The sequence below is a fragment of the Nocardioides astragali genome, from assembly GCF_024436375.1.
In the GTDB taxonomy this organism is placed as follows: domain Bacteria; phylum Actinomycetota; class Actinomycetes; order Propionibacteriales; family Nocardioidaceae; genus Nocardioides; species Nocardioides astragali.
Genome location: NZ_JAFMZM010000003.1, coordinates 573,187 through 586,404, shown reverse-complemented (window position 1 = coordinate 586,404; position 13,218 = coordinate 573,187). Strand labels below are relative to the sequence as shown.

Below are 13,218 nucleotides of genomic sequence, written 5' to 3'. Positions count from 1 at the left end.
CTCGTTGCATAGGTGCGGCACCATGTCCGCATGGCCCTCGAGCACGCCCTCCTCGTCGCACTGAGCGAGCGACCCGCGAGCGGCCTCGAGCTCACCCGCCGCTTCGAGAAGTCGCTCGGGTTCTTCTGGCACGCGACCCACCAGCAGATCTACCGCGTCCTCGCCCGCATGGAGTCCGACGGGTGGGTCACCGTCGAGGTGGTCGAGCAGGACGGCCGCCCCGACAAGCGCGTCCACACCCCGTCCGCCGAGGGGAGCCGGGTCCTGGCCGAGTGGCTGGCCACGCCGATGCCCGTCGAGGCGTTCCGCAGCGAGGTCGCCGTCAAGCTCCGCGGGGCGGCGTACGGCGATCGCGCCCAGCTGACCCGCAACCTCCTCGCCGCCCGGGCCGACCACGCGACGCGGCTGGCGCAGTACGAGCAGATGGAGCGCGAGCAGTTCCCCGATCCCGCCGGCCTCGACGCCGCGCTGCGCGACCGCTGGTTGGTGCTGCGCGGCGGCATCCGGATGGAGCGCTTCTGGATCGAGTGGATCACCGAGTACCTGGACGCCCACGCCAAGGGCAACGATGGAGAGGCACCCGCATGACGCACCCCCGCTATCCCCACCTCCTCGAGCCGATGACGCTCGGCGCCGGACCCGGCGCGCTGACGCTGCGCAACCGCGTGGTGATGGGGTCGATGCACACCGGGCTCGAGGACCACCCGTGGGACATCGGCAAGCTCAGCGAGTTCTTCGCCGAGCGGGCGCGGGGCGGGGTCGGCCTGATCATCACCGGCGGCTACGCCCCCACCAAGCGCGGCTGGCTCAAGCCGTTCGCCTCCGAGATGACCAACCGGCTCCACGCCATGCGCCACCAGCGCGTGACCGGCGCGGTGCACGACGCGGGGGGCGCGATCGCGCTGCAGGTGCTGCACGCCGGGCGCTACGGCTACCACCCGCTGTCGCAGAGCGCGTCCGACAAGAAGTCGCCGATCACGCCCTTCAAGCCGCATGCAATGTCGACCAAGGAGGTCGACGCCACGGCGACTGCCTTCGCCAAGAGCGTCGCCCTGGCTCGCAAGGCCGGCTACGACGCGGTCGAGATCATGGGGTCCGAGGGCTACCTCATCAACCAGTTCCTCGCCGCCCGCACCAACGACCGCGACGACGAGTGGGGCGGGTCGCCCGCGCGCCGCATGCACTTCCCCGTCGAGGTCGTACGCCGCTCGCGCGAGCTGGTCGGCGACGACTTCCCCATCGTCTACCGGATCTCCCTGCTCGACCTGGTGGAGGGCGGGCAGACCTGGGAGGAGACCGCCGAGCTGGCGCTGCACCTGCAGGCCGCCGGCGTCACCGTCTTCAACACGGGCATCGGCTGGCACGAGGCACGCGTGCCGACGATCATCACGCAGGTGCCGCGCGGTGCGTGGCGCTCCTACACCGCACGGCTCAAAGAGGTCGTCGACGTCCCAGTGTGCGCGTCCAACCGGATCAACACCCCGGAGCTCGCCGAGGAGATCCTCGCCGCCGGCGAGGCCGACCTGGTCTCGATGGCGCGACCCCTGCTCGCCGACCCGGCCTTCGTCGCCAAGGCGATGGACGAGCGCGCCGACGAGATCAACACCTGCATCGCCTGCAACCAGGCCTGCCTCGACCACGTGTTCGTCAACCAGCGCGCTTCCTGCCTGGTCAACCCGCGCGCCTGCCACGAGACCGAGCTGGTGCTCACTCCCACGATGCGCAAGCGGGCCGTCGCGGTCGTCGGCGCCGGCCCGGCCGGACTGGCCGCGGCCACCAGCGCGGCCGAGCGCGGCTTCGCGGTGACCCTCTTCGAGAAGTCGACCGAGCTCGGCGGCCAGTTCCGTCTCGCGATGGCGGTGCCCGGCAAGGAGGACTTCGCCGACACGCTGCGCTACTTCACCCGCCGCCTCGAGGTCCTCGGCGTCGACGTACGCCTCGGGACCGCCGCCACCCCGGACGACCTGGCCGGCTTCGACGAGGTGATCGTCGCGACCGGCGTCGAGCCGCGGATGCCGGCGATCCCGGGCATAGACCACGCATCCGTCGCGTCGTACGCCGACGTGCTGAGCGGCGCGGTCGTGCCGGGCAAGCGGGTCGCGGTGATCGGCGCCGGCGGCATCGGCGTCGACGTCAGCGTCTTCCTCACCCACGAGCACGAGGACCTCGATGACTGGATGGCGCACTGGGGCGTCGGCGACCCCGCCCTGCACGAGGGAGGGCTGACCGAGGCCAAGCCGCGTACGCCGTCGCGCGAGGTCACGCTGATCCAGCGGAAGACCACGCCGATCGGCATCGCCCTCGGAAAGACGTCAGGCTGGGCGCACCGCGCGGTGCTCAAGCAGTCGAGGGTGACCCAGATCAGCGGCGCGAGCTATGACCGCATCGACGACGAGGGCCTGCACCTCACCGTGGACGGCGTCTCACACGTGGTGGAGGCCGACACGATCGTGGTGTGCGCCGGCCAGGACTCGGTACGGGACCTGTACGACGAGCTGGGGCGTGGGCACCTGATCGGTGGCGCCGACCTCGCCGCCGAGCTCGACGCGAAGCGGGCGATCAAGCAGGGGACCGAGGTCGTCGCGGGGCTGTGAGGTGAGGGCGGCCGGCCGAGCGCGGTAGGCCCACTCGCACGACGCCGCCCCTTCCCGATGGGAAGGGGCGGCGCCACGTCGACCTCAGCTGGCGATCTTCTTGGTCCGGCGCGTCGTGACGGTGACGGGCGTGCGCCCTTCAGCCGTGGCCACGATGCGCACGGAGATCCTCTTGCCGAGGAGCTTGCTGGTGAGGAGCAGACGGTTCTTCGTCGCGTGCTTGATCTTCTTGCCGTTCGCGAGCCACTGGATCTTGAGCTTGACCGAGGTGGGGTTCCAGGTCCCCTTCGTGACTCGCAGACGCTGGCCGACCTTCAGCAGTCCCTTGATCCGCGGCATCTTCAGCACGGTCACCGCAGCGGCTGCTGGAACCGCTCCTGCGGAGGCTGCCGTCACCGTCTGCGCAACGGTGGGGGCGGGGACCGGAGTCGCGGTCGTGGTGGGCGTCGGGTCCGGCGTGGGGTTCGGGTTCGGGGTGAGGTTCGGGTCCGGCGTGAGGTTCGGGTCCGGGGTGGGGTCGGGGTCCGGGGTGGGAGCCGGGGTCGCCAGCTCCACGTCGTACCGCTCGACGGTCGGGACCGTCACCGTGTCGGCGTCGACGATCGCTGCGTGGTCGTTCCAGTACTCGGTGACCCCGGAGACAGGGTCGCGGAAACCGAGCGTGTAGTCGCCTGCGGGGAGACCGCGGACGTCGAAGGTGCCATCGGCCGCGGTCACGACCATGTTGTAGGACGTCCACCCGGCAGCCTCGTCGACGTACGCCGTCACCTCGGCACCAGCGAGGGGCTTGTCGTCACTGCCCGTCACGGTGCCCAGCAGGTGAGCACCGCCTTCCAGGGCGACCGTCGCGAGCGTGGGCATGCCGCCGCCAGTGAGGTCCACGGGGATGGCGTCCTCGACCCGGGAGGCGTCGTTGTAGAACTCCGTGGTGAAGGCGCCCGTGGGGTCGTCGAACCGGACCCGGTACCAGCCGTCGTCGAGCTTGCCGACGTTGTACTTCCCGTCGATGCCGCTGACCGCGTCATCCACCGGGACCCACTGGCCGGTGCCGGAGGGGTCGGCCAGGGTCGTCACCACGATGCCGGCGAGACCGACGCCGTCCACGTTGGTCACGACACCCTTGATGCGGGTCGGCTTGGCAGCTTGCGCCGGACCGGCAGCGAGCATGGTGGACGTGATGCCCAAGGCGACAGCGAGAGCGGCTCCCCCCAGCTTCTTGTACATGTGCATGGTTCCTCCGAAGTATGTGAGGCATCGCTTGACGATGCGTATGCCGCACACTGGATCGGCAGGAGGCTTGAGGAGGACGAACGGATTCCTTGTGAACGTTCAGTGGCTTGCGCTTACCCTCGCGTCACCCAGCAGTTGACAACTGGACCAGACCAGGCGAGCTGGAAAGCTTCCCGTGTCCTCACGCGGGCACGTCGCTTCGGGGCACGATCGGTCCGTCATGCCCAGGGATCCGTTGTCTCGCGCAACATCCTCATCGTCTCCTCCAGGTCCCGCATCCGCGCGGCACCAACGTGTTGCTCCCACTCCTGCAGCGCCCGTGCGACCTCGGCGTCTGCGACGTCCCCGAACGCGCGACCACGCGGACTGAGCCGCACCAGCTTGGCTCTGCCGTCGCGCGGATCAGCGACGCGAACGACGTAGCCCGCGCGCTCGAGCTGGTCCACCAGGAAGGCCGCCGACTGCTTGGCGATGCGGGCGCGCGCCGCCAACGTCACCACTCGGCTTCCGTGGGGGTCGATCTGGGCCATCAGCCGGGCCTGGGTCGGCGTCAGGTCGGTCGCGCCGGCCGCGACCACGGCGTCGTACGCCCGGGCCTCCAAGGACCGGGCGGCCACGTACATCAGCACGCCGACGTTCAACTGCGGATCACCTGTTGACGTCTCGTCCACCATGCGCTCATATTAGACAGAGAATATGACTACTTTGGGAGGCGCGCGGTGGACAGCGACACGATCTGGCGTCACATCGACACGCAACGCACAGTGCTGGCCGACGTCTTGGAGACGCTCCCGGACGGCGCTTGGCGAACCCCGTCGCTGTGCGCCGCATGGACGGTCCGCGACGTCGCGGCACATCTCGCCCTCTCGCATGCCGGCCTCCGCGAGCTGCTCGGCGCGGCCGCCAGGTCCGGTTTCCGCTACAACGCAACGGTGCGCGACGCCGCCCTTCGAAGCCCGTTGAGTCACGAGCAGATCATCGACCGGTTGCGCAGCTTCGTCGGATCCAGGCGCACCGTGCCGCTCGTGTCCGAGAAGGAGCCGCTGCTCGACGTCTTGGTCCACACCCAGGACATCTGCCTCCCGCTGGACATTGACCGTCCGATGCCGACCGACGCCGCTGTGGTCGCCCTCGAACGGGTGCTGTGGTGGTCCCGGCGCTTCCCCATCGGCCCCCGACTCCGCGACGTCCACCTGGTCGCGACCGATGTGGCGTGGGAGACGGGAGCGGGCCGCCGGGTGGAAGGTCCGGTGCAGTGGCTGCTCCTCGCGGCCGCCGGCCGCGTCGTGGCCCACGATCACCTCCGAGGCGAGCTACGCAGCTTGGCCTAGATCCTGCCCCTCAACGGGCACGAGGATCGAAGGCTTCGCTCACGTCGCCGGGTGATCCGGGGAGGTCCCACCAGCCGGCACAGCGCGATCGAGCAGACCTTCAGCGATGAGGTCAGTCAGCTGCTGGATGCGAAGCGGCTTCTGCACCAGGGTGTCGACCCCGAGCTCCTGGAGGACGCCTCGCTGCTCGCCCGTCCAGGCGCTGACCACGACGATCCTCATGTCCGGGGCGACGTCCGGATGGTCGCGCAGCCAGCGCACCACCTCGACCCCGTTCATCCGCGGCATGCTGAGGTCCAGCAGCATCACGTCGAACGATTCCCGCTGGAGGCTGTCGAGAGCTTCCAGGCCATCCTTCGCAATGGATGCGCGGTGTCCCGCCCGCTGCACGAGGCGGCAGAACACGTCGCGGATCTCCTCGCTGTCGTCGACGACGAGGAAGTGCAGCGTGTGTGCCTCGGTGCTCACGGGTCGAGCCCCCCATAGATGTCCCGGATCTTCTGCTCCTTCGCGCCAGCTGCACGGTGGTCGCCAGCCGGACGGCACCCGCCGACGGTTCGATCTGGTGAGTCGACGGGCCTGCCCGCGGTCCGCTGATGCACACCGCGGGCAACCCTCCGTGGCACACCTGACCCTGGGGGTCAGGTCATGCTCGCTCCTGAGCCTAAGGAGGGTCCGAACGGTTGTCAGACGAACGAGGGAAGTGATGGCGGGCAGGGCGCACCGGCAGCGACTTAGGCTGGCTTGATGGAAGCGGATAACGGCGACATCCGCCGCGAGGAGTTCGTCCACCTCGTCGACCTCTCCCACGACCGCGTCCTGATCGCGTGGGGAGCCTTCTGGTTCCGCCGTGACCAGTCGGCCGCGCGGTGGAACATCCTGGACGACTCCGAGCTGCGCGGCGTCGTCGGTCGACAGACGTCCATCGGGCACGACGCCGAGCCGTTCGGCGATGCCACTGTCGAGGTGCTCGACGCCGGTGGCATGGTCGTCGCCGAGGCTCGGACGGCCGACCGGACGTGGGTGTGGGTGGATGGCCTCGATCCCGACACGACGTACCGCTACCGGATCCACGTCGGCGGTCGCGAATGGGCGCCGGGCTCTCGTTGGGACTGGGTGCCCAACGCGTCGGGCGGCTACGACCTCGGCCCGGGCAAGGCGTACGACCTGCAGTTCCGCACCTTCCCCGCCCCGGGCACCGCGACCCCGCTCATGCGCTTCGTCGCCATGGGCGACTACGGCGTGGGGATCAAGTCGGACAGCGAGTGCAGCCGCCGGCAGCGCCGGATCGCCGAGGTGCTGGAGGAGCTGGTGCGGCACCACGACGTCCGCTTCGTGCTGTCGCTGGGCGACAACATCTATCAGGGCGAGCAGGGTCAGGTGGACGACGAGAGCGGCGGGGAGGACGACGACTGGTACTCCAGCTTCTTCCAGCCCTACCGCTACGTCATCTCCCGGGTCCCGGTGTTCCCGGCCATCGGCAATCACGACACCACGGACACCGAGGGCAGCGACGACCGTGCGCAGATGGAGGACAACTTCCACGTCCACGAGCGCTTCGGCAAGCAGCAGGACCGCGCGTCGGTGGGGCCGGGGCTGTTCTACCGCTTCGGCTATGGCAAGGACCTCGAGCTGATCTGCATGGACACGTCCCAGGACAGCGAGGACCCGGAGTACCACCGCTTCTTCCAGGTGCCCGACCACGAGCAGTGGCTGGAGGACGCGCTGGCCGTCGCCGACCCCGGCTGGCGGATTCCGTTCTCGCACCACCCGCTGTTCTGCGCCGGTCCCGAGCACGGGAACGACCAGGAGATGATCGATGCCTTGCTGCCACTGTTCGAGCGCGGCGGAGTCCGGCTCGTGCTCGCCGGCCACGAGCACAACTTCCAGGTCTCCGAGGTGGACGGCCGCACGTACGTCGTCTCCGGGGCGGGCGGCAAGCTGCGGGAGGAGGTCCCCGAAGGCTTCGACGACGCCCACACCACCGCGTGGGCGGCCCAGGCGCACCTGCTGGTCGTCGAGATCGACGGGGACGAAGCACGCCTGACGCCGATCTCGGGCCTGTTGCCTGACGGATCGCTGCATCCGATGACCGCGCTCACGAAGGACAACGAGGTCGTACGCCCGCCGTTCGTCGTACGAGCGCCGTGAGGGGCGGGCTCCAAAGCTCTCTGGCGCCGGGAGCTAGTTCGGACCTGCACCTTCCCGTGACAGCTCCGCCCGCCACCAAGCGCCGCCATCGATCCGCTCGAGCTGGCGCAGGACGAGGTCGCTGTTCGCAAACATCTCGACCTCCGCTCGCGTCAGCGGCCATGGCGGTCCGGTCACCTCGGAGCCCTCCTCCCGAGCGGTCGCCAGGACCAACAGCGTGCCTTCCGGAGCCACCAGCGCGGCGATGCTCCGCGCGGCGACGGAGTGCTGCGCAGGCGGCATCGACTGCACGGTGAGACTCTCGACCACCAGATCGAACCTGCCCTCCCACTCGCGAGGAAGGTCCAAGACATCGGCGACGAGGTAGGTCACCCCGGTGGCCGGATGCTTCCGCCGCGCCCCTGCGATCGCCGTCGGCGCGAAGTCGAACGCCGTGGTCCGGAATCCCCGGAGCGCAAGGAACTCGGCGTCGGCTCCGTAGCCACAACCGACCACCAGGGCCTCGCGGCCGTCTCCCGCGAGCTCACGCGTCTCAGCCCATTCCACGAGCTGTGGTCGAGGGCCGCCGTAGTCCCAGGGCGGTGTGGCGGCACCACCCTCCGCGCCCGCATAGATCGCCTCGAACATGTCCGATGGCCCGCCCGCCGTCACAGCTCGAGATTACCCACCGCGCGTGTCCCGCGGTACCGGCCAGCAGGACTCCGGGAGTGCCTGATGAGCGGCCCTGCTCCCAACCCACGATCCGGTCGCGCCGCCAGTCCCAGTCCTGATCGTCGTCAAGGGTCAACGTATCGCCTATGGACCTCAGCTGGTGAGCACACCCGCTGCGGTGCTCGACTACTGAAGTGCTCCGCAGACTGACTTGATGGCGGGAACCAGGACGCGGTAGCCGGTCCCGTTGAGGTGGACCCCGTCCTCCGCGAAGGCCTGCGCGCCCAACGATTCGAGCAAGAGGTCCGTACGCACGAGGTGGCCGCCGACAGCTTCACAAACCTCGATCACGGCCAGCCGATACTCATCGATCACCGCGTTGGTGCGGTCTCGTGCCCTTGTCGAACGTCCCTCAACCACTCCCGGCGGAGCGACAAACACCCAGCCGCGCGGCGAATGCGATGCCACGAACATCGAGAGGGTCTGCACGAACTCGGACACCGGAACTCGCTTCCACGGAGCAGCGTCATTCGTGCCCACCGACATCACCACGGAGTCTGAGCCATGCAGACCGACCGCATCTGCCTGCCGCAGCAGATCGCGCGCGGATGCGCCACCCTCGGCCACATTGCGAACCTCGCCAGGAAGCGTCTGGAGCTCCCGACGCAACCTCGCCAAGTGGCTGTCCCCGATCAACACCGTGCGCACGGATGCCACCGTAGAAGAATGCGTCAGGGCAAGCTCCCGAGGACTCGCGTCGGTCGCCAAGCAGCTGTCCGGGACGTGCCGCGATGCGGGGCGTCAGTCAGGCATCGAGCGGCGTTCTCCGACGCGTACGTCAGTGAGCGGGAAGGCGAGCGAACCTGCGCCCACCCACCACTCCATCACGTCGTAGGTGAGCCTCCCCGCTACGACAGAAGGGTCGCCGTCCGACAGCCGTGCGGCCTCGGCCATGCCGCAGGTGAAGATCGACATCCCCCGGTAGGACGGGTCGCTCTGCTCGTCGAACGGCCCGTTCGCGACAACCAGTCCTCGCCTCACCAGGTCGGCGCGATAAGCCAGATGGCTGGCCTGCAGGTCGTCGAGCTCCTCGTCCGACATCTCCGGTGCATCGGCCGGCCGTCGCAAGACGACCACCGTGTAGACGTCGAACGACTCGGGGATGTTGCTGTCGCTTGGCATCCGTTCGCTCCTCCCCGACCATCAGGCCGATCCGGTGGCCCACGCCCGCGCCACGCGTTCCTCCAGCGGACGCGGGTAGCGCTGCACGCCGTTCGGCAGGTCTGCCGTCTGCCCGTTCAGGATGGCATCGAGCCCGAGCAGCATGATCGCCGCGAACGGATCGAACAACTGGGGAGCCCCGATCCCGAGCCCGGCTGCGAGGTTGACCAGGCTGCCCCGATTGAGCAGGTACAGCGCTCGACCGTCGATCTCATAGCGCTGGAGATGTCGTCGGATCGGGGTGCTCGGATGACGGTCCAGCCAGTCGACATCGATCTCGCGGTCGCTGTGGCCGACATTGACGAGGATCGCGCCGTCGGCGACCTGCGACAGCTGGGGCTCGCCCAGCACGCCGTCGAACCCGGTGGCGGTGACGATCACGCTCGCGGAGCGGAGAGCGTCGGGCATCTCGGCGACACGACACCCGTCGTGCTGGGCCTGGACGAGCCGCACTGGATCGAGATCGACGACCGTCACGAGCGCGCCGAGGTCCCGGGCGCGGGCAGCGACCCCCTGACCCACCGGCCCGAACCCGACCACGACCACCTCGCGCCCGTACAGAGCAAGCCCCGTGATCGCCGTGAAGGCGGGCCACGTCTCGACACCGACGTGGTGACGGTTGTGGATCAGGTCCTTGAGCGCGATCCCGTTCCAGTCGAGCACCGGGAACGGGATCTGCAGTCCGTCGAGTCGATGCAGTCCGGTGGTCGTCGCCTCGAGAGCTCCCGCCGGCCGATGGCCGGCAGCAGCCGTTGCGACGATCAGGTCTCCGCCCATGTCGCACAGCGCATCGGCCGGTTCGCTGACGAGCCAGGCCAGCGACTCGTCGAGCTCACCGGCGCTCATCCCGGCACGCGCCCGCACCTCCACCCCGATGGAGGCCAAGTGGGCCGCGGTGCGATCGTCGGTGCTGTCGGGGTTGCACGGCGCCAGCCGCACCCGCGCGCCAGCCTCGACGAATGGAGTCATGATGGGAATCGTGTCGGCCAGGATGTGCTGGCGGCAGGCCACCGTACGGCCGCTGAGGTCGGACGTCGCCACGGCTGCACCCAACGAGCTCGTGATCGGCGTGGTCCACTCGATCCACTCCAGCTCGGCGGCGTCCATCACCCAAGTACACCAGTTCACGGGCAGGGCAGCCGTGCCGATGTCAGCACACTCGCTAGCGAAGTGCCTGTCGTGCGCTCGCGACCGATCGAGGATCCAGCCACCGTGGCACCGACGCTCGGTAGGCGTCGTACTCGGCGCCGAAGTTGGCGAGCAGCGCAGGCTCCTCGGCGGCGATCTGCACGCGGTCGATGACGACCGTGAAGGCCGCGACCGGGAGCAGGGCCGCCCAGGACCCGAGGCGCATCGCGTTCGCGACGAGCAGGCCGGCCATGCCGACGTACATCGGGTTCCGGCTGACCGCGTTGACGCCTGTCGTCACCAGTGCGGTCGCTCGAGAGGGATCGAACGGCTCGACCGTGGTGCCCAGGCGACGGAACTGTCGCGCCGACGCAGCCGCCATGCCGATCGAGGCACCTGCGATCGCCGTGGCAACCACGGCGCGGGCGGCCGAGGGCGGCGGCTGCGCGCTCGTGGCCAACGGTCGCTGGGCGAAGCCCGCGGCCAGCGCCAGGAGCGGAGGGGGTGGACGCTTCACGTCACCCACCCTGCCACCGGACCAGGCCGTCGTCGACGTCTCCGGCGCGAGCAGTCCGGGGGCGTTGACACCCCACCCACGCTGCGTATCTTCAGAGCTACCACCGCGACGCTGGAGACTTCCTCATGCCGGGCCGACGCTACGCATCACCGTGATAGGCGACGTGATCCTTCTCGGTTCCACCTCGTGCGTGTTCATCGGCACCGTGTTGAGGATGTGGGACTCGATGGCTGAGGCCGACAAGGATGTCGAGTTCCTCCCGCGCACGTCTGGCGAAGAGCTGCACTACTTCTTCAGGTTCTTCACGCTGCTCGACAGGCTGGAGCACGCGGTGGCCCCGGATCGGTACGCGTACTACCTGAGGACAGCGCAGGGCTGGTTCTTCCTGGCGGTGGGTTCCTTCGGAGCCGTGCTTCTCGCCATCGGCCACGTCTTCTTCTCCTGAGTGCGTAGCGCACACCAAAATGTGGCATTGACTTTGCGGCGGTCGCGGGCGCACCGTGACAGGTGGGGGAATCCCGACCGGAGGATGCCATGCGCCTGATCACCCCACTCATCTCAGCGGTCCTGGTGTCGGTGCTCGTGGCCCCCGCGATCGCCGCTCCCCGACCTTCGTCAATCCCGATCCCCGACGACTTCCAGCCGGAAGGGGTCGCGGTCGGCGAGGGCAACACCTTCTACGTCGGCTCGTTGCGCGACGGCGACATCTATCGCGGGGACCTGCGCAGCGGCGACGGCGCACGGTGGGTCGATCACGACGCCGAGGACGGCCGGGTGACCGTGGGCATGCGGGTCGACAAGGCACGGGACTGGCTCGTCGTGGCCGGCGGCCCGACCGGCCACGCGTGGGTGTACGACACCGACAACGGGACGACCGTCGCCGACCTGGTGCTCGGTCCGCCCGGCACCACCTTCTCCAACGACGTCGCGATCACCAGTGACGCGCTCTACTTCACCGACACGTTCGCGCCAAGGATCTACAAGGTGCCCATCGCGGCGAACGGCACGTTCGGCGCCACGCAACCGATCACGGTGACCGGACCCGCCGCTGCGACCGGTGGCTTCGGGCTCAACGGCATCGACTCGACGCACCGCGGCTGGCTGCTGGTCAATCACACTGGCCTCGGCATCCTCGCCTTGATCGACCCGGCGACCGGAGTGAGCAGGCAGATCCCCTTGACCGGCCCGGCCCTGGTCGCGGGCACGCTCGACGGCCTGCAGCTCGAGGGCCGCACGGCCTGGGTGGTGCAGAACTTCGAGAACTCGGTCGCGCGGGTGGAGCTGTCGCCGGACCTCACCAGCGGGCGGGTCGTCGAGGTGATCACCTCGGACCTGTTCCGGGTGCCCACCACGATCGCGCGACACGGGAGCACGCTGGTGCTGGTCAACGGGCGGTTCGATCTAGGCTTCCCGCCGCCCTTCGGGCCGGGGGCGCCTCCGGGCACCGACTTCGACGTGGTGCAGATCCGCCCCTGACACACGCCTCGGGACCCGTCTTGGCAGAGACTGTTGCTACGACGCAGCCAACGTCCCCAGCCGTGCGAGCAGCCCGGCCTTCTCCTCGGGGGTGAGCGGGACCTCGAGAGTCACCAGCCACTCCTCGAGCTCACCATCGTGGAGCGGCCGGTGCTCGGTGGGCTGGCCGGGCGTGCGGATGGTCAGCGACTCGTGGGTCACGGTGACGTGGCGACCGGGGAGGTGCTTGGTGAGGATCAGGCCGGTGCTGAAGTGCGAACCAGGGAAGGTGCTCGTGTAGTGGTGCCCGATGACGACGTCGACCGGCTTCACCTCCAGCTCGTCGGTCGTGTGGGCGACCTCCCAGCCCTGGTCGCGGAGCCGGAGCAGCGCCCAGTCGCCCGCATCCGTGCGGCGCAGCCGGTGGCGCCAGCCCGGGAGGTAGTCGTCCTCCGCGCCGTCGACCATCGGGATGGGACGCAGCAGACTCATCCCGAAGCCGGGGTCGCACAGCAGCCGCTGACCGTCGAGGACCACTTCGACGACCATGTGGGTCCGCCCCTGCTGGGCGCCCGCGTCGGGGTCACCGACCCGGCCCAGGTGACGCCGCACCTCGTAGCCCAGCCGTTCCAGGGCGGCGGCGAGGATCGTGGAGTGCTCGAAGCAGTAGCCGCCGCGGCCGCGGACGACGAACTTCTGCTGGAGCTCGTCGAGGGAGACGCCCGGATGACGGCCGAGCAGGACGTCGATGTTGTCGAAGGTGTAGGTGCGCACGTGCGCCTCGTGCAGCTCGGCCAGCGCCTCCGGACCCGGCTCCCGCGCGGCGATGCCGAGCCGCGCCAGGTAGCCGTCGAGGTCGAGCCGGTCGATCTGCCATGGGTCGGACGACATGGCCCCAGTCAACCGCATCCGCGGTGAACGCCCGGCGCGAGAGCTGGAA

15 protein-coding genes are annotated in these 13,218 nt (G+C 69.3%); 6 read left to right on the top strand and 9 right to left on the bottom strand.

The annotated features are described in order from the left end of the window. Positions 1-30 precede the first annotated feature (30 nt). Both J3P44_RS12025 and J3P44_RS12020 read left to right on the top strand, forming a co-directional pair. Positions 31-588, top strand: a complete 558-nt coding sequence (locus J3P44_RS12025) for a PadR family transcriptional regulator (protein WP_255890598.1) — start codon at positions 31-33, stop codon at positions 586-588. After that, positions 585-2,594, top strand: a complete 2,010-nt coding sequence (locus tag J3P44_RS12020; RefSeq protein WP_305122283.1) for an NADPH-dependent 2,4-dienoyl-CoA reductase — start codon at positions 585-587, stop codon at positions 2,592-2,594. Before J3P44_RS12025 ends, J3P44_RS12020 begins: the two co-directional genes overlap by 4 nt. An 84-nt stretch (positions 2,595-2,678) precedes the next feature. Here J3P44_RS12020 and J3P44_RS12015 read toward each other — a convergent pair whose 3' ends face one another. Together J3P44_RS12015 and J3P44_RS12010 are read right to left on the bottom strand one after the other, a co-directional pair. Further along, positions 2,679-3,818, bottom strand: a complete 1,140-nt coding sequence (locus J3P44_RS12015) for a carboxypeptidase regulatory-like domain-containing protein (protein WP_255890597.1) — start codon at positions 3,816-3,818, stop codon at positions 2,679-2,681. Positions 3,819-4,042: 224 nt separating this feature from the next. Then, the gene (locus tag J3P44_RS12010; RefSeq protein ID WP_255890595.1) at positions 4,043-4,498 is read right to left on the bottom strand and encodes a MarR family winged helix-turn-helix transcriptional regulator; all 456 of its coding nucleotides are present in this window, start codon (positions 4,496-4,498) and stop codon (positions 4,043-4,045) included. Between the two features lie 45 nt (positions 4,499-4,543). Between J3P44_RS12010 and J3P44_RS12005 the strand changes: the two genes are divergently transcribed. After that, complete coding sequence (locus tag J3P44_RS12005) at positions 4,544-5,155, top strand: maleylpyruvate isomerase family mycothiol-dependent enzyme (RefSeq protein ID WP_255890594.1); 612 nt, start codon at positions 4,544-4,546, stop codon at positions 5,153-5,155. A 39-nt stretch (positions 5,156-5,194) separates the two neighbouring features. On the opposite strand, the gene J3P44_RS12000 is transcribed toward J3P44_RS12005, so the two are convergent. Next, positions 5,195-5,623, bottom strand: a complete 429-nt coding sequence (locus J3P44_RS12000) for a response regulator (protein ID WP_255890593.1) — start codon at positions 5,621-5,623, stop codon at positions 5,195-5,197. A 279-nt stretch (positions 5,624-5,902) separates the two neighbouring features. Here J3P44_RS12000 and J3P44_RS11995 point away from each other — a divergent pair, with 279 nt between their 5' ends. Beyond that, on the top strand, positions 5,903-7,306 hold the full coding sequence (locus tag J3P44_RS11995) for a metallophosphoesterase (protein WP_255890592.1): 1,404 nt from the start codon (positions 5,903-5,905) through the stop codon (positions 7,304-7,306). 33 nt (positions 7,307-7,339) lie between these two features. On the opposite strand, the gene J3P44_RS11990 is transcribed toward J3P44_RS11995, so the two are convergent. From J3P44_RS11990 to J3P44_RS11970, 5 genes are all read right to left on the bottom strand, one after another. Next, positions 7,340-7,957: a class I SAM-dependent methyltransferase gene (locus J3P44_RS11990; protein ID WP_255890591.1), complete on the bottom strand. Its 618-nt coding sequence runs from the start codon at positions 7,955-7,957 to the stop codon at positions 7,340-7,342. A gap of 186 nt (positions 7,958-8,143) precedes the next feature. Next, positions 8,144-8,665, bottom strand: a complete 522-nt coding sequence (locus J3P44_RS11985) for an SGNH/GDSL hydrolase family protein (RefSeq protein ID WP_255890590.1) — start codon at positions 8,663-8,665, stop codon at positions 8,144-8,146. Between the two features lie 93 nt (positions 8,666-8,758). Further along, positions 8,759-9,139 (bottom strand): YciI family protein, encoded by a 381-nt coding sequence (locus J3P44_RS11980; RefSeq protein ID WP_255890589.1) that lies wholly within the window; start codon positions 9,137-9,139, stop codon positions 8,759-8,761. A 21-nt stretch (positions 9,140-9,160) separates the two neighbouring features. Next, positions 9,161-10,285, bottom strand: a complete 1,125-nt coding sequence (locus J3P44_RS11975) for an adenosylhomocysteinase (protein ID WP_255890588.1) — start codon at positions 10,283-10,285, stop codon at positions 9,161-9,163. A 55-nt stretch (positions 10,286-10,340) separates the two neighbouring features. Further along, positions 10,341-10,823 carry a methyltransferase family protein gene (locus J3P44_RS11970; RefSeq protein WP_255890587.1) on the bottom strand — a complete coding sequence of 161 codons (483 nt, stop codon included), beginning with the start codon at positions 10,821-10,823 and terminating at the stop codon, positions 10,341-10,343. A 226-nt stretch (positions 10,824-11,049) separates the two neighbouring features. Between J3P44_RS11970 and J3P44_RS11965 the strand changes: the two genes are divergently transcribed. Together J3P44_RS11965 and J3P44_RS11960 are read left to right on the top strand one after the other, a co-directional pair. Continuing rightward, positions 11,050-11,268, top strand: coding sequence for a hypothetical protein (locus tag J3P44_RS11965; RefSeq protein WP_255890586.1), 219 nt, complete (start codon positions 11,050-11,052; stop codon positions 11,266-11,268). An 89-nt stretch (positions 11,269-11,357) separates the two neighbouring features. Next, positions 11,358-12,299 carry an SMP-30/gluconolactonase/LRE family protein gene (locus J3P44_RS11960; RefSeq protein WP_255890584.1) on the top strand — a complete coding sequence of 314 codons (942 nt, stop codon included), beginning with the start codon at positions 11,358-11,360 and terminating at the stop codon, positions 12,297-12,299. Positions 12,300-12,335: 36 nt separating this feature from the next. On the opposite strand, the gene J3P44_RS11955 is transcribed toward J3P44_RS11960, so the two are convergent. Next, positions 12,336-13,169, bottom strand: a complete 834-nt coding sequence (locus tag J3P44_RS11955) for an arylamine N-acetyltransferase family protein (protein WP_255890583.1) — start codon at positions 13,167-13,169, stop codon at positions 12,336-12,338. Positions 13,170-13,218 lie beyond the last annotated feature (49 nt).

What these genes read in the sequence shown, in the direction of transcription:
- J3P44_RS11980 (WP_255890589.1), bottom strand. Translation starts at nt 9,139, where the DNA reads ATGCCAAGCGACAGCAACATCCCCGAGTCGTTCGACGTCTACACGGTG.
- J3P44_RS11965 (WP_255890586.1), top strand. Translation starts at nt 11,050, where the DNA reads ATGGCTGAGGCCGACAAGGATGTCGAGTTCCTCCCGCGCACGTCTGGC.
- J3P44_RS11955 (WP_255890583.1), bottom strand. Translation starts at nt 13,169, where the DNA reads ATGTCGTCCGACCCATGGCAGATCGACCGGCTCGACCTCGACGGCTAC.
- J3P44_RS11960 (WP_255890584.1), top strand. Translation starts at nt 11,358, where the DNA reads ATGCGCCTGATCACCCCACTCATCTCAGCGGTCCTGGTGTCGGTGCTC.
- J3P44_RS12010 (WP_255890595.1), bottom strand. Translation starts at nt 4,498, where the DNA reads ATGGTGGACGAGACGTCAACAGGTGATCCGCAGTTGAACGTCGGCGTG.
- J3P44_RS12015 (WP_255890597.1), bottom strand. Translation starts at nt 3,818, where the DNA reads ATGTACAAGAAGCTGGGGGGAGCCGCTCTCGCTGTCGCCTTGGGCATC.
- J3P44_RS11975 (WP_255890588.1), bottom strand. Translation starts at nt 10,285, where the DNA reads ATGGACGCCGCCGAGCTGGAGTGGATCGAGTGGACCACGCCGATCACG.
- J3P44_RS12020 (WP_305122283.1), top strand. Translation starts at nt 585, where the DNA reads ATGACGCACCCCCGCTATCCCCACCTCCTCGAGCCGATGACGCTCGGC.
- J3P44_RS12025 (WP_255890598.1), top strand. Translation starts at nt 31, where the DNA reads ATGGCCCTCGAGCACGCCCTCCTCGTCGCACTGAGCGAGCGACCCGCG.
- J3P44_RS11995 (WP_255890592.1), top strand. Translation starts at nt 5,903, where the DNA reads ATGGAAGCGGATAACGGCGACATCCGCCGCGAGGAGTTCGTCCACCTC.